Annotated in this window: 18 protein-coding genes; 5 read left to right on the top strand and 13 right to left on the bottom strand. The window is 65.6% G+C overall.

Features of this window, described 5'->3' with window-relative positions:
- Nucleotides 1-1,614: a gamma-glutamyltransferase family protein gene (locus PQV96_RS14220; protein ID WP_273623272.1), complete on the top strand. Its 1,614-nt coding sequence runs from the start codon at nucleotides 1-3 to the stop codon at nucleotides 1,612-1,614.
- An 84-nt stretch (nucleotides 1,615-1,698) separates the two neighbouring features.
- Here the strand turns inward: PQV96_RS14220 and PQV96_RS14215 are convergent, their stop codons facing one another.
- From PQV96_RS14215 to PQV96_RS14170, 10 genes are all read right to left on the bottom strand, one after another.
- Entirely contained in the window at nucleotides 1,699-2,061 is a 363-nt protein-coding gene (locus tag PQV96_RS14215) for a 5-carboxymethyl-2-hydroxymuconate Delta-isomerase (RefSeq protein ID WP_066695650.1), read from the bottom strand.
- Nucleotides 2,062-2,082: 21 nt separating this feature from the next.
- Nucleotides 2,083-3,342: an 8-amino-7-oxononanoate synthase gene (bioF, locus tag PQV96_RS14210; protein WP_273623270.1), complete on the bottom strand. Its 1,260-nt coding sequence runs from the start codon at nucleotides 3,340-3,342 to the stop codon at nucleotides 2,083-2,085.
- The gene (gene bioD, locus PQV96_RS14205) at nucleotides 3,339-4,016 is read right to left on the bottom strand and encodes a dethiobiotin synthase (protein WP_066786168.1); all 678 of its coding nucleotides are present in this window, start codon (nucleotides 4,014-4,016) and stop codon (nucleotides 3,339-3,341) included. Before bioD ends, bioF begins: the two co-directional genes overlap by 4 nt.
- The gene (gene bioA, locus PQV96_RS14200) at nucleotides 4,013-5,356 is read right to left on the bottom strand and encodes an adenosylmethionine--8-amino-7-oxononanoate transaminase (protein WP_273623268.1); all 1,344 of its coding nucleotides are present in this window, start codon (nucleotides 5,354-5,356) and stop codon (nucleotides 4,013-4,015) included. Before bioA ends, bioD begins: the two co-directional genes overlap by 4 nt.
- A 2-nt stretch (nucleotides 5,357-5,358) precedes the next feature.
- Nucleotides 5,359-5,739, bottom strand: coding sequence for an aspartate 1-decarboxylase (gene panD / locus PQV96_RS14195; protein WP_056058565.1), 381 nt, complete (start codon nucleotides 5,737-5,739; stop codon nucleotides 5,359-5,361).
- A gap of 67 nt (nucleotides 5,740-5,806) precedes the next feature.
- Nucleotides 5,807-6,181, bottom strand: coding sequence for a 6-pyruvoyl trahydropterin synthase family protein (locus PQV96_RS14190; protein ID WP_056058569.1), 375 nt, complete (start codon nucleotides 6,179-6,181; stop codon nucleotides 5,807-5,809).
- A 25-nt stretch (nucleotides 6,182-6,206) separates the two neighbouring features.
- Nucleotides 6,207-6,842, bottom strand: coding sequence for a 7-carboxy-7-deazaguanine synthase (gene queE, locus PQV96_RS14185; protein ID WP_066698936.1), 636 nt, complete (start codon nucleotides 6,840-6,842; stop codon nucleotides 6,207-6,209).
- Entirely contained in the window at nucleotides 6,839-8,428 is a 1,590-nt protein-coding gene (gene nadB / locus PQV96_RS14180; protein WP_273623264.1) for an L-aspartate oxidase, read from the bottom strand. The genes queE and nadB overlap by 4 nt, the downstream gene beginning before the upstream one ends.
- Nucleotides 8,429-8,492: 64 nt before the next feature.
- On the bottom strand, nucleotides 8,493-9,356 hold the full coding sequence (locus PQV96_RS14175) for a segregation and condensation protein A (protein WP_420482150.1): 864 nt from the start codon (nucleotides 9,354-9,356) through the stop codon (nucleotides 8,493-8,495).
- A gap of 85 nt (nucleotides 9,357-9,441) precedes the next feature.
- A complete protein-coding gene (locus PQV96_RS14170; RefSeq protein ID WP_044396037.1) occupies nucleotides 9,442-9,648 on the bottom strand; it encodes a DUF3460 family protein in 207 nt (68 codons plus the stop codon).
- Between the two features lie 42 nt (nucleotides 9,649-9,690).
- On the opposite strand from PQV96_RS14170, the gene PQV96_RS14165 reads away from it, so the two are divergent.
- Both PQV96_RS14165 and PQV96_RS14160 read left to right on the top strand, forming a co-directional pair.
- A complete protein-coding gene (locus PQV96_RS14165) occupies nucleotides 9,691-10,215 on the top strand; it encodes an outer membrane protein assembly factor BamE (RefSeq protein WP_273623261.1) in 525 nt (174 codons plus the stop codon).
- A gap of 238 nt (nucleotides 10,216-10,453) precedes the next feature.
- Nucleotides 10,454-11,095, top strand: a complete 642-nt coding sequence (locus tag PQV96_RS14160) for a DUF6198 family protein (protein ID WP_273623260.1) — start codon at nucleotides 10,454-10,456, stop codon at nucleotides 11,093-11,095.
- A gap of 106 nt (nucleotides 11,096-11,201) precedes the next feature.
- Here PQV96_RS14160 and metG read toward each other — a convergent pair whose 3' ends face one another.
- The 3 genes from metG to PQV96_RS14145 all read right to left on the bottom strand — a co-directional run bounded on the left by metG (nucleotide 11,202) and on the right by PQV96_RS14145 (nucleotide 15,338).
- A complete protein-coding gene (gene metG / locus PQV96_RS14155) occupies nucleotides 11,202-13,295 on the bottom strand; it encodes a methionine--tRNA ligase (protein ID WP_207373954.1) in 2,094 nt (697 codons plus the stop codon).
- Between the two features lie 84 nt (nucleotides 13,296-13,379).
- Complete coding sequence (locus PQV96_RS14150) at nucleotides 13,380-14,630, bottom strand: patatin-like phospholipase family protein (protein ID WP_273623259.1); 1,251 nt, start codon at nucleotides 14,628-14,630, stop codon at nucleotides 13,380-13,382.
- Nucleotides 14,631-14,768: 138 nt separating this feature from the next.
- Nucleotides 14,769-15,338, bottom strand: coding sequence for a restriction endonuclease (locus PQV96_RS14145; RefSeq protein WP_420482149.1), 570 nt, complete (start codon nucleotides 15,336-15,338; stop codon nucleotides 14,769-14,771).
- Between the two features lie 170 nt (nucleotides 15,339-15,508).
- On the opposite strand from PQV96_RS14145, the gene apbC reads away from it, so the two are divergent.
- Nucleotides 15,509-16,600, top strand: coding sequence for an iron-sulfur cluster carrier protein ApbC (gene apbC, locus PQV96_RS14140; protein WP_273623258.1), 1,092 nt, complete (start codon nucleotides 15,509-15,511; stop codon nucleotides 16,598-16,600).
- 34 nt (nucleotides 16,601-16,634) lie between these two features.
- Nucleotides 16,635-17,591, top strand: coding sequence for a LysR substrate-binding domain-containing protein (locus PQV96_RS14135; protein WP_273623257.1), 957 nt, complete (start codon nucleotides 16,635-16,637; stop codon nucleotides 17,589-17,591).
- The last annotated feature ends 54 nt before the right edge of the window (nucleotides 17,592-17,645 follow it).

Raw genomic sequence — 17,645 nt, 5'->3', positions numbered from 1 at the left:
ATGCTGATCAACCACCCAAACCCCTACCTGTCCACCCGCATTCCCGTTTTTGCGCGCAATGTGGTGTCCACCTCGCACCCCCTGGCCGCGCAGGCGGGCCTGCTCATCCTGCACCAGGGCGGGAATGCGGTGGATGCGGCCGTGGCCGCAGCCGCTGTGATGACGCTGGTGGAGCCGGTGAGCAACGGCCTGGGCAGCGATGCGTTCTGCATCTTGTGGGATGGGCAGCAACTGCACGGCCTCAATGCCTCGGGGCCCGCGCCGCAGGCCTGGACGCCTGAATATTTCAAGGCCAAATACGGCGATGGCGCACCCACGCCGCCCATGCGCGGCATGGACTCCGTCACCATCCCTGGCGCAGTGCGTGGCTGGGTGGCACTGAGCAAGCGCTTTGGCAAGCTGCCTTTTGCTGACCTGATGGCCCCAGCCATCGAGGTGGCCGAACGCGGTTACCTGGTGCCCCCCGTGGTGCAGCAGAAGTGGGCGGCGGCCACGCCCGTGCTGCAGGGCATTGCCGGTTTTGCCGACACCTTCTTGCCCTGGGGCCGTGCCCCTGAGGTGGGTGAACTGTTCCGCTTCCCTGCGGCCGCGCGCGCGCTCAAGGCCATTGCCGCCAGCAACGGTGATGCGATGTACGAAGGCGAGATCGCCGAAGCCCTCGCCGCGTTTGCCAAGGAGCAGGGCGGTGCGCTGACGGTGAAGGACCTGGCCAGCTACCAGCCCGAGTGGGTCATGCCGATTTCGCGCGACTACCGGGGCTACACGTTGCACGAAATTCCGCCCAACGGCCAGGGCATTGCCGCGCTGATCGCGCTGGGCATTCTCGAAAAGTTCGATCTGGCCAGCCTGCCGGTGGATTCCACGGCGTCGCAGCACCTGCAGATCGAGGCAATGAAGCTGGCGTTTGCCGATGTGTACCGTTACGTGTCGGAACGCTCCACCATGGAAGTGACGACCGAGCAGATGCTGGACGACGCCTACCTGGCCTCGCGCGCGCGCCTCATCGACATGCGCCGGGCACAGGACTTCCAGGCGGGCAACCCGGTCAAGGGCGGCACCATTTACCTCACGGCGGCCGATGAGAACGGCATGATGGTCAGCTTCATTCAGAGCAACTACATGGGCTTTGGCTCGGGCTGTGTGGAACCCCACTACGGCATCAGCCTGCAAAACCGGGGCTACGGTTTCAGCCTGGACGCCGCCAGCCCGAACGTGGTGGCACCGGGCAAGCGGCCCTTCCACACCATCATTCCGGCCTTTCTGACCAAAGACGGTCAGCCGGTGATGAGCTACGGTGTGATGGGCGGCAACATGCAGCCGCAGGGGCACATGCAGACGTTGGTGCGCATGTTGGACTATCGCCAGGGCCTGCAGGCCGCGTGCGATGCGCCACGCTGGCGCTTCAACAAGGGCCTGAACATCAACGTGGAAGCTGCCATGAATGCGGCCACGGTGCAGGGCCTGAAAGACCTGGGCCATGAGATCGATGTCATCAACGATTCGTACCAGGACTTTGGCGCGGGCCAGTTCATCTGGCGTGCGGGCAACCCGGCGGTGGAAGGCTACGTGGCGGCAAGCGACCCGCGCCGCGACGGGCTGGCGGCGGGGTATTGAGGGACCGGGCGGGCGCTTTGCCCACTCCGTCCCTTTCGCTCGCTCGGCTGCTGGCGTGGGGCACGGCAGCCCCCGCAGCGGTTTTTATTCGAGCCGCGCCTTGGCGTAGGTGGCGCGGTCCATGTCGCGCACTTCCACGCTCAACTGCACCGACATGCCCGCAGGGCGGGGTGTCAGGCGCTGCAGCACCTCCAGCACGCGTCCGGCCAGTTCGGTCTTGGCTTCGGGTGTGCGACCAGTCATCAGGCGCAGCTCGGCGTGCACAAAACCGCGCAGTTCAGGGGCAGTGCCCATCTCAAAGTCGGTCACGTCCACAAAGCGGATCTTGAGATCGGCCTCGACCGGAATCTGTGGGTGTGCGGTGAGGGACGTGGCCAGTTCCTTGAGAACCTGGGCCTTGGGATAAGTGCCTAGGTTGGCGGTGGTTTCAATGACCAGATGGGGCATGGCTGTCTCGCTTTCGTGTGTTTAAGAGGGGTGGATAAGAAGGGTGTCAGCGTGCTCGGCCAAGGCCTGCACCAGCCGGTCCACGTCAAACGGCGTGTGCGCCGCCGACAGCGCAATGCGCAGGCGGGCGGTGCCCTCGGGCACGGTGGGTGGGCGAATGGCAGGTACCCACAGGCCGCGCGAGCGCAGCGCTTCCATGGCGGCCAGGGCGGCTGCATTGCTGCCAATGACCAGTGGCTGGATGGGCGTGTGCGACGGCATGAGCTGCCACTGCGTGCGCGCCAGCAAGGGGGCCAGCCCCGTGCGCAGGCGGGCGATGAGCTGCTGCAGGTGCGTGTAGCGCCAGGTTTCGGTATGCATCAGCTGCACGCTGGCCTGCAGTGCTTTGGCCAGCAGGGCGGGGGCGGCGGTGGCAAAGATGTAGCTGCGGGTTTTTTGCAGCAGCCATTCCACCAGCACCTCGCTGCCCGCGACAAACGCACCGGCCACGCCTGCGGCCTTGCCCAGTGTGGCCATGTACAGGATGCGGGGCGAGGCGTTCTCGCCCGTTAGCCCGTAGTGCGCCAGCGTGCCGCGTCCTTCCTGGCCGGGCGCACCCAGCACGCCAAAGCCGTGGGCATCGTCGATGAGCAGCAGCGCGTCGTAGCGCTCGCACAGCGCCAGCAGGGCCGGGATATCGGCCACGTCGCCGTCCATGCTGAAGACGGCATCTGTCACCACCAGCTTGCGCTGCGCGGGGCTGCTGGCCAGGGCGGCTTCCAGTGCGGTCAGGTCGGCATGTGGGTAGCGGTGGATGGTGGCCCGCGACAGGCGTGCGCCGTCGATCAGGCAGGCGTGGTTGAGCGCGTCCGAGAACAAAGCGTCGCCTGCACCCACCAGCGCGGGGACGATGCCCACGTTGGTGGCATAGCCCGCGTAAAAGTACAGCGCACGCGGCAGGCCCACAAAGCGGGCCAGGTCATGCTCGAGCAGCGCATTGGCCGTGCTGTGCCCGCTGACCAGGGGCGAGCCGCCCGAGCCCAGGCCGTAGGCGTGGGCGGCCTCGCACGCGGCGGTGGCCAGCGCGGGGTGGCTGGCCAGGCCCAGGTAATCGTTGCTGCAAAAGGCCAGCATGGGCTGGCCGTCGATTTGCAGCATGGCGCCGCCCGCCGGGGCCACGGTGCGGCGCACGCGCAGCAGGTGCCCGTCCTTCAGGTCCGCTATGCGGCCGGGCAGCTCGTCCAGCCAGGATGCCGTCGGTGAAGTGGCCGGGAGGGCAGGGGTGGTGGCAGAGGTGTTCATCGGGTCCAATCTGCGGGCAGTTGAAAGTGGGCTGCCAGGTTGTGGGCGGTGTGTTCGCCCCAGGGGATGTCGGCCAACGGCGGGGCGCCCAGGCGCTGCTGCAGCCAGGCAATGTTCTCCTCGGGCGCTAGCATGTCTGGGTCCACCCGGTTGGCCACCCAGCCTGCCAGCGTCAGCCCGCGTGCGGCAATGGCCTCTGCCGTCAGCAGGGCGTGGTTGAGGCAGCCCAGTCGCAGGCCTACGACAAGCACCACGGGCAAATTCAGCGCTAGGGCCAGGTCGGCCCCGGTCTCGGTTGGCGACAGCGGCACATGAAAGCCACCGGCCCCTTCGACCACCACGGCATCGGCTTGCGCGGCCAGTGCCTGGTAGGCCTGCACGATGGCCGCGATGTCGATCTGCACCCCCGCGCGTGTGGCGGCAATGTGGGGTGACAGAGGATCGGGCAGCAGCACCGGTGTGTCCAGCTCAGGGGGCACGGCGATGGTGGACGCCGCCCGCAGGGCAATGCTGTCCTCGCTGGCCCAGCCTTCGCCCCAGGGCACCACGCCTGCAGCCACGGGCTTCATGCCCACCACGCGGCGGTGGTGCTGCGCCAGGGCCTGCAGCAGCGCGCAGGAGACGTGGGTTTTGCCCACGCCCGTGTCGGTGCCCACCACAAAGCAGGCGGTCATGCGGGCTCCTCTGCCAGGGTGGCGTGCAGGGCATGCAATGCGCCCTGGGCCAGGCACTGCACGGCCTCGTCGTCCAGCACATAGGGTGGCATGGCGTACACCGTGTGGCGGCCAGCGTCGCCAGAGATAGGCCGCAGCAGCAATTCCTGCGCCAGCGCGTGCTGGTGGTAGCGGCGTGCAAAGTCGGGCAGCGTGGTGTCCACGTCCCACGCCCAGATCATGCCCAGGCGCCGGGCGTGGCGCACACGGGGGTGGAGGGTGAGGGGGGCGCAGGCCGCGTCGATGCGCTGGGCCAGGGCGGTGTTGGCGTTCAACGCGTCCAGCTGTTCAAACAACTCCAGCGTGGCCACCGCAGCGCGGCAGGCCAGCGGGTTGCCGGTGTACGAATGCGAATGCAAAAAGCCCCGGGCCACGCTGTCGTCGTAAAACGCCGCGTACACGGTGTCGGTCGTCAGCACGGCCGACAGCGGCAGCGTGCCGCCCGTGATGCCCTTGGACAGGCAAATGAAGTCGGGCTGGATGCCCGCCTGCTGGTGGGCGAACATGCTGCCGGTGCGGCCAAAGCCCACGGCGATTTCGTCCACCACCAGGTGCACCTCGTAGCGGCTGCACAGTGCGCGGGCCAGGCGCAGGTATTCGGGGTCGTGCATCGCCATGCCAGCCGCGCATTGCACCAGGGGCTCGACGATCAGCGCGGCGGTGGTGGCGTGGTGCTCCTGCAACCACGCCTCCAGCGCGGCAGCTGCGCGTCGTGCCACGTCCTGTGCGGTCTCCCCCGGTGCCGCACCGCGTGCGTCAGGGCTGGGCACGGTGTCGGCCAGGCGCACCAGCGGGGCATAGGCTTCGCGAAAGATCGCAATGTCGGTCACGGCCAGCGCGCCCACGGTTTCGCCGTGGTAGCCACCGGCCAGGCCCACAAAGCGGCTCTTGGCAGGGCGGCCGGTGTTGCGCCAGTAGTGCGCGCTCATCTTCAGGGCGATCTCGGTGGCGGCGGCACCATCGCTGCCGTAGAACGCGTGGCCCAGGCTGGTGAGCGCGGCCAGTCGCTCGGACAGCTCCACCACGGGCGCATGGGTGAAGCCCGCCAGCATCACGTGGTCCAGATGTCCCAGCTGGTCCACCAGCGCGGCCTGGATGTGTGGGTGGCTGTGGCCGAACAGGTTGACCCACCAGGAGCTGATGCCGTCCAGGTAGCGCTTCCCATCGGTGCCGTAGAGCCACGGGCCCTGCGCGCGGGCAATCGCCACGGGAGGCTGGGCCTCGTGCCGCTTCATCTGGGTGCACGGGTGCCAGACGGCAGCCAGGCTGCGGGCCACCAGAGCGTCATGGGTCGGCGCCATCGTTACAGGGCCTGCGTGGGCACTGCGTGGCGCAGTTCCGTCTGGCGGTTGTGGTCGTCCACAAACACCAGCTGCGGCTGGTGCGCGGCCACCTGGTCTTCGTGCACCTGGGCGAAGGCCGCAATGATGATGAGATCGCCCACTGCAGCACGGCGTGCGGCCGAGCCGTTCACCGAGATCATGCCGCTGCCGCGCTGGCCCTTGATGGCATAGGTGACAAAGCGCTCGCCGTTGTTGATGTTCCAGATGTGGATCTGCTCGTTCTCTGCGATGTTGGCGGCATCCAGCAGGTCTTCGTCGATGGCGCACGAGCCTTCGTAGTGCAGCTCGCACTGGGTCACGGCCACGCGGTGGATCTTGGATTTGAGCAGGGTGCGGAACATTGGGCTTCCTTGGGTGAAGTCTGTGAACTTTTGGGGGGTAGCCTGCCGGTGGCAGGGCCGTGGCCGGTCAGGGCTGTGGAAAGTCCAGCGCGCAGCTGTCGCCCAGCGCCTCGCGCCACACGCGCACGCGGCTCAGGCTGGCGCGCAGGTCGGCGGGCAGTGCCTGGGCGATGAACAGGCACAGGTTCTCCAGCGTGGGTGTGCCCAGGCCGGGCACTTCGTCGAGCATGTGGTGGTCCAGCTGCTCGCGCACCACGGCCAGGCCCTGGCGCAGCAGGCCCAGGTCCAGCACCATGCCTGTGGCGGGGTCGCGCGGGCCGGTCAGGAACACTTCGGCGTGGTAGGTGTGGCCGTGCACACGGCGGCTGCCTTCGGCTTCGATCTCGCGGCGCAAGGTGTGGGCGGCGTCGAAGAAGAAGCGCTGGGAGATGGTGAACAACATACGGAAACTAGAAGATAAAACCGCGTCACCTGATGCCGGTGAGCTTGTGGGTTTGAAGGCTTAATCGCCATGCGGGGTGGGCCAGGCAGGCGTCAATGCAGGCGGCAGTGTTCTGGCGCTGCAGAAGTCCGTCCATGGGCTGAAGAAAGCGGTGGGTGAACTGGGTGTCCTGCTCCAGCGCCTGCAGGTCAAAGCCGGGCTGGGGCCAGACCAGTTTCAGTTCCTGCCCGCTGCGCTGCACCCACGGTGCACTCGCCTTGGGGCTGATGCACAGCCAGTCGATGCCTTCGGGCGCGGCGACGGTGCCGTTGCTTTCGACGGCGATGCGGAATTGCTGCGCGTGCAGCGCGTCTATCAGCGCCGCATCGACCTGCAGAAGGGGCTCGCCGCCCGTCAGCACTACCAGGCGGTGGCCCGCGCCCGCAGGCCATTGGGCGGCGATCAACTCCGCCAGCGCCGTGGCTGTTTCAAACTTGCCGCCCAGCGTGCCGTCGGTGCCGACAAAGTCGGTGTCGCAGAACTGGCAGATGGCTTGCGCACGGTCCTGCTCGCGGCCCGTCCAGAGGTTGCAGCCTGCAAAGCGGCAGAACACGGCGGGTGTGCCCGCCTGGCCGCCTTCGCCTTGCAGGGTGTAGAAAATTTCTTTGACGCTGTAAGTCATCGCGGCACCGGAGGAACGAGGATGGTGGGGGCCGCTGGGGCGGCGACTTCGGGGTAGTCACGGCTGAAATGCAGGCCCCGGCTTTCGCGCCGCAGCTGGGCGCTTTTCACGATCAGGTCGGCCACCTGCACCAGGTTGCGCAGCTCCAGCAAATCGCGCGTGACGTGAAAGTGCGCGTAAAACTCCTGGATCTCACCCTGCAGCATGGCAATGCGGTGGGCGGCGCGCTCCAGGCGCTTGTTGGTGCGCACGATGCCCACGTAGTCCCACATGAAGCGGCGCAGCTCGTCCCAGTTGTGGGAGATGACGACGGATTCATCCGCATCGGTCACGCGGCTGTCGTCCCAGGCGGGCACGGTGGGCAGTTCTGTGGTCGGCGCTGCGGCGATGGCCTGCGCGGCGGCGCGGGCGAACACCATGCATTCGAGCAGCGAGTTGCTGGCCAGGCGGTTGGCGCCATGCAGGCCGGTGCAGGCCACCTCGCCCACGGCGTACAGGCCGGGCAGGTCGGTGCGGCCCGCCAGGTCGGTCAGCACGCCGCCACAGGTGAAGTGGGCGGTGGGCACCACGGGGATGGGCTCCTTGGTGATGTCGATGCCAAGCGACGCGCAGTGCGCGAGGATGTTGGGGAAGTGCTCCTGCAAAAACGCGGGGCTCTGGTGCGAAATGTCGAGGTGCACGCAATCGAGGCCGTGCTTCTTCATCTCGAAGTCGATGGCGCGCGCCACCACATCGCGCGGGGCCAGTTCGGCGCGTGGGTCGTGGTCGAGCATGAAGCGCTTGCCACCGGCCGATGGCGGCAGCAACAGCTTGCCGCCCTCGCCGCGCACCGCTTCGCTGATGAGGAAAGACTTTTCGTGCGGGTGGTACAGCCCCGTGGGGTGGAACTGGATGAACTCCATGTTCGCCACACGGCAGCCTGCACGCCAGGCGGCGGCAATGCCGTCGCCCGTGGCGGTGTCTGGGTTGGTGGTGTACAGGTACACCTTGCCCGCGCCACCCGTGGCCAGAATAGTTTCCGGGGCACGGAAGGTGACGACCTCGTCGGTGTCGCTGTCCAGCGCATACAGGCCCAGGCAGCGGTTGCCCGGCAGGCCGAGCTTGCGCGTGGTGATCAGGTCTACCAGCGTGTGCTGCTCGAACAGCGTGATGCCGGGGGTGCTGCGCACCACGTCGATCAGCGTGCGCTGCACCGCTGCGCCGGTGGCGTCGGTCACATGCGCAATGCGGCGCGCGCTGTGGCCGCCTTCGCGCGTCAGGTGCAGCTGGTCGCCTTCCAGCGTGAAGGGCACGCCGAGCGCGCGCAGCCAGGCAATGGACTCGGGCGCGTTCTCCACCACAAAGCGCGTGGTGGCCAGGTCGCACAGGCCTGCGCCCGCGACCAGCGTGTCTTCTATGTGCGCGGCAAAGCTGTCGTCGTCGGCCAACACGGCGGCAATGCCGCCCTGGGCCCAGCCGCTTGATCCATCTTGCAGCGTGCGCTTGGTGATGACGGCCACGCGGTGCGTGGGCGCCAGGTGCAGCGCGGCCGAGAGGCCTGCGAGGCCGCTGCCTACGATGAGTACGTCGAAGTCGTGGGATGCCATGGCTTGCGGGTAAGGGGGTAATGCCACGGCCACCGGCCAGGGCGGTGAACAGTGGGAGGCGGCCCTAGGCCGGCGTGTAGGCCAGGCGTACGTAGATGGGCGCAAACGCCTCGGCCTGGGTGATCTCGATCAGCGTCTCTTTGGCCAACTCCAGCAGCGCGATGAACGTCACCACCAGCACGGTGCTGCCCTTCTCGGGCTCGAAGAGTTCTTCAAACTCCACAAAGCGGCGGCCCTGAAGCGTCTTGAGCACCATGCTCATGTACTCGCGCACGCTCAGCTCTTCGCGGGTGATCTTGTGGTGCTGCACGAGTTTGGCGCGCTTCAAAATGTCGCGCCAGGCCTCCTGCAGCTCTACCACATGCACATCGGGGAAGCGCGGCTGCAGGCTTTGTTCGATGTAGACCTGGGCCTTCAAAAAGTCGCGGCCGTACTGCGGCAGCTGTCCCAGGCGCGCGGCAGCCATCTTCATCTGCTCGTATTCCAGCAGGCGGCGCACCAGCTCGGCGCGCGGGTCTTCAGGCTCCTCGCCTTCGGCCTGCTTCTTGGGCGGCAGCAGCATGCGCGACTTGATCTCGATGAGCATTGCTGCCATCAGCAAATACTCGGCCGCCAACTCCAGGTTGCGGCTGCGGATCTCGTCCACATACGCCAGGTACTGCTTGGTCACCCCCACCATGGGGATGTCCAGGATGTTGAAGTTCTGCTTGCGGATCAGGTACAGCAGCAAATCCAGCGGGCCTTCAAAGGCTTCGAGGAAGACTTCAAGCGCGTCGGGCGGGATGTACAGGTCTTGCGGCAGCGCAAACAGCGGCTCGCCATACAGGCGCGCCAGGGCCACCTGATCCACCACGTCGGGCATGGAGCTGCCGTTGGAATCTGGCCGTTCATCGGCGGCGGGTGCGCTGGTGGGCGCTGTGTTGCTCATGTTTGCTATGAAATAAATAGCTGCTGGCGCTTGTCAGTCAAGCGCCAGAGGCCAATTTGATTGCAAATGCTGGCGGCAGCAAGGCTCAGTCCGCGTTGGTTTGGTAGACGTAAGGCTTTTGGGCCACGCGCGCCTGGCGGTAATCGTTCCATAGCTGGCGGTCTACCTGCTTGTCCCACAGCAGGGCACGGCCGGCTTGCTGCTGCTTGTCCAGTTCAGGCTTGGTGGCCTTGAGCTGGTTGATGAACTGGGTGGCGTCGGATTGGTAGTCAGGGCGGCGGAAAATAGACATGTGCAGTGGACCTCTTTTGCTGGATTTTACCGGGACGATGCCATGCCACTTTCTGATCGTATTCACCGTGCCGCCGCCACCGTGCTGGCGGCCCTCGCCCTGCTTGCCGCAGCGGGGTGCGACCCCCAGCGGCTGAGCGAGCTGCAGCCGGGCGTTTCCACCGAAGCCGATGTGCGCGACCGCTTCGGCGCCCCTGAGATGATCTGGGAGGAGCCAGGCGGTGCCCGCACCTTTGAGTACAACCGCCAGCCCGCCGGCCAGGTCAATTACATGATCACGTTGGGGCCCGACGGCAAGCTGGCCGGGGTGCGCCAGGTGCTGACGCCCGAGAACTTCGCGCGCATTCAGCCGGGCATGCCCATGAGCGAAGTGCGCCGCATGCTGGGCAAGCCCGCCAAAACCATGCACTTCGCCCTCAAGGGCGAAACCGAAGTGGACTGGCGCTTTGCCTTGCCTGCCACAACGCCCAAGCTGTTCACCGTGGTGCATGGGCCAGACCAGCGCGTGCTGCGAACCTACACGGGTGACGACATGGATGCCCACGAGAACAAGGGCGGTGGTCGATAGGGCCAGGTGTGCTGTTGGATTTTGAATATGGAAGAAAATGAGGCCCAGCGCTTGATTCGTAAGCGCTGAATGCTATTTATTCGATAGCAATTGCAGTGTTGATTGCCACTGGCAGCAGAGCCACATTCCGTTTGGCGCACTGTTTGCTTGTGTTCTTGTGCCCCCGTGACAGGGGCCATGGTGTTGGGGCTCACAAGGCTCTGACCCCTTTTCATTTTCAAAACCAAGAGTTTTCTCCATGTCTCCTGCTGAATCCAGCATCCCGCCCGCCCCGGGCCCCGTGGCGTCTTTGCGTCACGGCACTTATGAAGATGCGCAAGCCCTGTTCTCGGGCACCCTGTTTGTGGCCATGGCGCTCATGCTGTTCAACCAGGCCGGGTTGCTTATTGGCAGCACGGCGGGCATGGCGTTTTTGCTGCACTACGTCACCGATATCTCGTTCGGCAAGCTGTTCTTTGTGGTGAACCTGCCGTTTTACTGGTTCGCCTGGACGCGCATGGGCCGCGAGTTCACGCTCAAAACCTTTATTTGCGTGGCGCTGCTGTCGCTGTTGACCGAGCTGTTCCCGCACGTGATGCAGGTCAGCTACATCAACCCGCTGTTTGCCTCGCTGCTCGGTGGGCTGCTGCTGGGCACGGGCTGCTTGTTCCTGGCTCGGCACCGCTCCAGTCTGGGTGGCGCCACCATCGTGTCGCTGTACATGCAAAACCGCTACGGCGTGCGGGCGGGCAAGGTGCAACTGGCGATCGACTGTGTAGTGCTGCTGCTGGCCCTGTTCGTGGTGCCGCTGGAGCGGGTGTTTTATTCGGTGCTGGCGGCCGTGGTGATGGGCGTGTTTTTGTGGATCAGCCACCGGCCGGGGCGCTACGTGGGCGGTTGACGCTTCTGCCCTGAGGCTGGTTGCCTGGCGCTGCTATCAGCGTGTGTTGCCAAAAAGTAAAGGCCCTCTGAGCGAGGGCCTCGTCATTGGATCCAATCGCAGGCGATCAGCGCACCCGCATGCCGGGTGTGGCGCCGGGCCAGGGGTTGAGGACGTAGATGCCGGGGTTGGCCTTCTCGTCGCCGTGGCTTGCGGCCAGCACCATGCCTTCGCTCACGCCAAACTTCATCTTGCGTGGGGCCAGGTTGGCCACCATCACGGTGTGCTTGCCGATCAGGTCTTCGGGCTTGTAGGCGCTGGCAATGCCGCTGAAGACGTTGCGGTGGCGGCCTTCGCCCACATCCAGCGTCAGGCGCAGCAGCTTGGTCGATCCTTCTACCGGCTCGCAGTTCACGATCAGCGCGATGCGCAGGTCGATCTTGGTGAAGTCGTCGATGGTGATGGTGGGGGCCAATTCCTCGCCACCGGGGGCTGCTACGGTTTCTGTAGCTGCTGGCGCTTGTGCCGCTTGGGCTGGAGGCTCAAACAATGCCTCAAGCTGCTCGGGCGTCACGCGCTGCATCAGATGCTGGTAGGGCTGGATAGCTGCTACGTCGATGTTGTTAGCGTCCCAGTTCTGAAGGTTACTGCCGGTGAACTGTTCCACGGCGCTTGCCAGCGATGGAAGCACGGGAGCCAAATAGCGAGACAGGGTGGCAAAGCAGTTGATCAGCACTGAGCAAACTTGGTGCAGCGCCTCATTGTTGGCGGCGTCCTTGGCCAGATCCCAGGGCTTGTTCTGGTCTACGTAGGCGTTGACCTTGTCCGCCAGCAGCATGATTTCGCGGGTAGCTTTGCTGTACTCGCGATCTTCGTACAGTCGAGCGATGGAGTCAGAGGCTTCACGCAGTTCCTTCAACAGTGCGAAGCCGGAAGTGCCAAAGTTGTGCGTCAGCTTGCCTTCAAACCGCTTGGTCAAAAAGCCCGCAGCACGGCTGGCAATGTTCACGTACTTGCCGATCAAATCGCTGTTCACGCGCAGCATGAAGTCTTCGGCGTTGAAGTCGATGTCTTCGTTGCGGGCGCTGAGCTTGGCGGCCAGGTAGTAGCGCAGCCATTCTGCGTTCATGCCCAGGCTCAGGTACTTGAGCGGGTCCAGGCCCGTGCCGCGGCTCTTGCTCATCTTCTCGCCGTTGTTCACGGTGAGGAAGCCGTGCACGAACACGCTGTTGGGCGTCTTGCGGCCGCTGAAGTGCAGCATGGCGGGCCAGAACAGGGTGTGGAAGGTGACGATGTCCTTGCCGATGAAGTGGTACTGCTCAAGCAGCGGGTCGGCCATGTAGGCGTCGTAGCTTTCGCCGCGCTTTTCCAGCAGGTTCTTGAGCGACGCGAGGTAGCCCACGGGCGCGTCGAGCCACACGTAGAAGTACTTGCCCGGTGCGTCAGGGATCTCGATGCCGAAGTAGGGCGCGTCACGGCTGATGTCCCAGTCGCCCAGGCCTTCGCTGGTGGTGCCATCGGGGTTGGTGCGGACGCTGAACCATTCCTTGATCTTGTTGGCCACCTCGGGCTGGAGCTTGCCGTCCTGCGTCCAGTTCTGCAGAAACTCCACGCAGCGGGGGTCTGAGAGCTTGAAGAAGAAGTGCTCGGAGTGCTTGAGCTCTGGCTTGGCGCCGCTCAGGGCCGAGTAGGGGTTGATCAAATCGGTGGGGGCGTACACCGTGCCGCACACCTCGCAGTTGTCGCCGTACTGGTCCTTGGCGTGGCACTTGGGGCATTCGCCCTTGATGTAGCGGTCAGGCAGGAACATGTTCTTCTCGGGGTCGAAGAACTGTTCGATGGTGCGCACCTCGATCAGGCTGCCATCGGCGCGGTCGCGCAGGTCGCGGTAGATCTGGCGGGCCAGTTCGTGGTTTTCGGGCGCGTCGGTGCTGTGCCAGTTGTCAAAGCTGATGTGAAAGCCGTCCAGATACTGCTTGCGGCCTGCGGCAATGTTGGCCACAAACTGCTGGGGCGTGACGCCTGCCTTTTCGGCGGCAATCATGATGGGCGCGCCGTGCGTGTCGTCCGCGCCCACAAAGTTCACGGCATTGCCCTGCATTCGCTGGAACCGCACCCAGATGTCGGCCTGGATGTATTCCATGATGTGGCCGATGTGGAAGTTGCCGTTGGCATACGGCAGGGCGGTGGTGACGAAGAGTTTGCGTGCAGGTGACGACATGGGGAGACACTTTCTCAGGCGGAACCCGCGATTTTAGGCCACGGCCCGTGCGGTTGCCACGCAACCCGGTCTTGCCCCGCAGGGCTACTGGTGCAGCTGGGTGCGCACTTCGGCGCCGGTGTCCGTCCAGCCAAAAAACTGGCACACCTGCGCGCGCATGGCCAGGGTGTCGGCGCGGCCCAGGGCCATCAGCTCCTGGGTGTAACCGGCCTCAAACAGCAGGTAACTGGCCAGCGCCGCGCCGCGCACGTCGGCCATGTTCGACGTGACGCCCAGCGCTCCCAGCATGGTGCGCACGGGCGTGGGCAGGTTGCCCACATGGCGGGCGGCCACGGCATCCAGCCGCTGCGAGGGGGCGATGACCAGCAGCTCAATCGGCCGCAGGGCGCTGTGGGCGCGCTTTTCTTCGGGGATGAGTGAGAGCGTCTGGTTGATGCGCTGCACACGTTCCACATCCACCGCCAGCGCATCCAGAAAGATGTTGGAAAGCGCGTGCCCCGCAATTTGCGCAAGCGACGGGTAGTTGGGCGTGGGGTTGGCGGCGGCGTCGTTCTTGGGTTCGTGCATGCGGCCTGCGCCGATCACCAGAATGCGCTCGGCCCCCAGGTGGATGGCCGGGGCGATGGGCGCGGACTGGCGCATGGAGCCGTCGCCAAAGTATTCGATGTGGTCGTCCACCTCGATGCCCTTGGCCGGAAAGATGAACGGAATGGCTGAGGACGCCAGCAGGTGCTCGTGCGTGATGCGGTCGCGTGCGGCCTTGCGCTGCGAGCGCTCCCAGGGTTTCACAGGCTCGGCCGATTCAAAGAAGGTGACGTGCTCGCCCGAGCTGTAGCTGGACGCCGTGACGGCCAGCGCCTTCAAATGCCCCTTGCGGATGAGGCGGGGCAGACGCACCAGCGGCACCATCTTGACGAGTAGTTTTTCGAGCGGCTTGTTGTCCAGCAGCGACTGCGGGCGCATGCGCCGCCAGCGGGCCAGCGCCCAGCCAATCGACACCAGCGTGAGCCAGCGCGCGCCGCTGCGCATCACGCTCAGTGAATCGGCCCCGTACACCTGGTTGGCATGGAATTGCCGCCACACCCGGGCAATGCGCCGCACGGCGCGGTCAAAGTTGTCGGCCCCGCAGGCCAGCGCGGCGGCGTTGATGGCGCCCGCCGAGGTGCCGGTGATGATGGGAAACGGGTTGGGCTCGCCACCTGCGCCGCAGGCCTGGCGCAGGTCGGCAATCGCCTCCAGCACCCCCACCTGGTAGGCCGCGCGGGCGCCGCCACCGGTCAGCAGCAAGCCGGTGGGCGGGGCTGATGTGGGCGCTTTGAGGGCTGCTTGGGGCATGGTCTGGTGAGGGTGATCAGAAAGAGCCACCGTGGCAGATGCGCTGCGGCGGCTTTGAAGGCTGAAAGTGTGCGGCTCGGCCGCAGCCCGCAGGCTTTGGGAAAACCCGCAACCCTGGCCACAGGGCGCCGCAGTGTGTCAGCCGAGCAACAGCACGGCCAGTGCGGGCCCCTGCAGGATGGTGATGCCATGGTCGCGCGCAAACAGTGCAGCGCTTTCGCTCACGGTGCCTTGCCCCGCCACGTAGATGCCGCCCTGGGCGTTTTCAGCCTGCATGGCGCTGTACAGCTCGCGCAGTGGTTCCACGCCGTGGGTGGCGGCTTTCCAGCGTTTGGCGCTGACCAGAGTGGTCTGGCCGTTTCGGGTCAACCGCAGGTCTACGGCCCCTTTTGATGGGGCGTTCACCCCATAACCCTGGCCCGCCCAGGCGCGGGTGAGGGCCTGCGAGAACTTGGCCCACTGCATCGCCTGCGCTTGGACGAGCATGGTTTGCACCTTGGCAGCGCTGGGCGCGCGCAGCTGGCGCCAGGCCGCAATGCAGCCCACCACAAAGATAGGAAAGCCGCCCAGCGCGCCATAAATGAAGTACTCCGATGGCAGCAGCGCCTTGGAGATGAGCGCGACGCAGGCGACCAGCACAAAGCTGATCCACCACGGCGAGCGCAGCAGCAAGGCGAACAGGGAGTTTTCGGACATCTTGAATTTCACGGTGGCTTCTCGCTTGGGCGTTGGGGCAATGGCTGCGCATTGTCGTGCAGTTGCAGGGCGGTTATGGGCACGCGGGAGCACTGCCAAAGTGGGGCCTTCACGGCTTGCCCACAAGAAAAATCGGTGAAAGCCCCTTGGATAGACTACGGCCCCCCACAGGAGTTATTTGAATGTCAGTCACCGAACAAGGCCTTTTGGCCGCACTTTCCAGCGTGCTCGACCCCCACACGGGCAAGGATTTTGTCAGCACCCGCGCCCTGCGCAATGTGCAGATCAGCGGTGGTGACGTGGCGTTTGACGTGGAGCTGGGCTACCCCGCCAAGAGCCTGGTGCCAGAGCTGCGCCGCAGCCTGGTAGCTGCCGCCAAGGGCGTTGCCGGGGTGAGCAACGTGTCGGTCAACATCACCACCAAGGTCATTGCCCATGCCGTGCAGCGTGGCGTGCAGCTCTTGCCCCAGGTGAAGAACATCATTGCCGTGGCATCGGGCAAGGGCGGTGTGGGCAAGAGCACCACCGCCGCCAACCTGGCGCTGGCCCTGGCGGCCGAGGGTGCCAGCGTGGGTGTGCTCGATGCCGACATCTACGGCCCCAGCCAGCCCATGATGCTGGGCATCAACCGCCGCCCTGAAAGCGACGACGGCAAGACCATGGAGCCGCTCGAAAACTACGGCGTGCAGGTCATGTCCATCGGCTTCCTGGTGGACCAGGACGAAGCCATGATCTGGCGCGGCCCCATGGCCACCCAGGCGCTGGAGCAGTTGCTGCGCCAGACCAATTGGAAAGACCTGGACTACCTCATCATCGACATGCCCCCGGGCACCGGCGACATCCAGCTCACGCTGAGCCAGCGCGTGCCCATGACCGGCGCGGTGATCGTGACCACGCCGCAGGATATTGCGCTGCTGGACGCCAAAAAGGGCATCAAGATGTTCGAAAAGGTGGGTGTACCCATCCTCGGCATCGTCGAGAACATGGCCGCCCACGTGTGCAGCAACTGCGGCCATGTGGAGCACATCTTTGGCGCCGATGGCGGCAAGAAGATGGCCGCCGACTACGGCATGGACTACCTGGGCGCGCTGCCGCTGAACATGAGTATCCGCCTGCAGGCCGACAGCGGAAAGCCCACCGTGGTGGCCGACCCCGATGGCGAAGTCGCGCAGATCTACAAGAAGGTGGCGCGCGATGTGGCGGTGAAGATTGCGCAGAAGGCCAAGGATTTTTCCAGCAAGTTCCCCACCATCTCGATCAGCAAGAACACCTGATCCTCCCGAGCCGCCTGAGCCGCCCCCACTCGCCATGAACCTGCTCGCGTCCCTGCGCTACCTGGTGGCGCTGCACGAGCACCGGCACTTTGGCCGCGCCGCGCAGGCCTGCCACATCACGCAGCCGGCCCTGTCCAACGCGCTGCGTGCGCTGGAAAAAGAATTTGGCGTGGTGGTGGTGCGCCGGGGCCGCAGCTTTGAAGGCTTTACGCCCGAAGGCGAGCGCGTGCTGGCCACCGCCCAGCGCATGCTGCACGAGCACCAGGTGCTGCAGCAGGACCTGAGCAGCGACGCCGCCCACCCGCGCGGCACGCTGCGCCTGGGCGCCGTGCCCACGGCCATGCCCATCCTCGCGCGGTTTGCGGCGCAATTGCAGGCACGGCACCCGGGCATCGTGCCGGTGGCGCTGTCGATGAGCTCGCAGGCGCTGGAGGCGGGGCTGGAAAACATTTCGCTGGACCTGGCGCTGGGCTACACCGAACGCATGCCCGGACGCGGCGGCCCGCTGCGGGCCTGGCCGCAGTATGTGGAGCACTACTTTCTGCTGCGCCGTGCCTCCCAGCCGCCCAAGGGCGCAGCGCGCGGGCTGCAGATTGGCCCGCCCATGGCCTGGGCCGATGCGGCGGCGCTGCCGCTGTGCCTGCTTACTCCCGAGATGCACAACCGCAGTCTGGTGGACGGAGCCTTTCGCGCGGCAGGTGCCATGGTGCGGCCTGCGATGGAAACCGATTCGGTGCTGACCCTGGCGCTGAGTGTGGTGGCTGGCCAGGTGTGCAGTGTGTTGCCTGGGGCGCTGGTGGATGCCGTGCGCGGCCATAAGGGGCTGGAGGCGCTGCCTCTGACCGCTCCAATGCTTACCACGCCCATCGGATTCATGTCGCACCGACAGGTGCAGCCCACGCGCGCCCTCGATGCCGCGCTGGCCCTAGCGCAGGACCCCGACTGGCTGCAGCACGCAGCAGCGCACAGTGGGCTTCTGGTCGCCGATTGAGCGCTGACCCCACGGGTTGCGGTGGTTGATTCACGGGCCGTTGCAAAAACGGCC

The organism is Acidovorax temperans (assembly GCF_028596105.1).
In the GTDB taxonomy this organism is placed as follows: Bacteria; Pseudomonadota; Gammaproteobacteria; order Burkholderiales; family Burkholderiaceae_C; genus Acidovorax; species Acidovorax temperans.
Note: the sequence above shows the minus strand (reverse complement) of the source record. Positions and strands in the feature narration are given on the sequence as shown.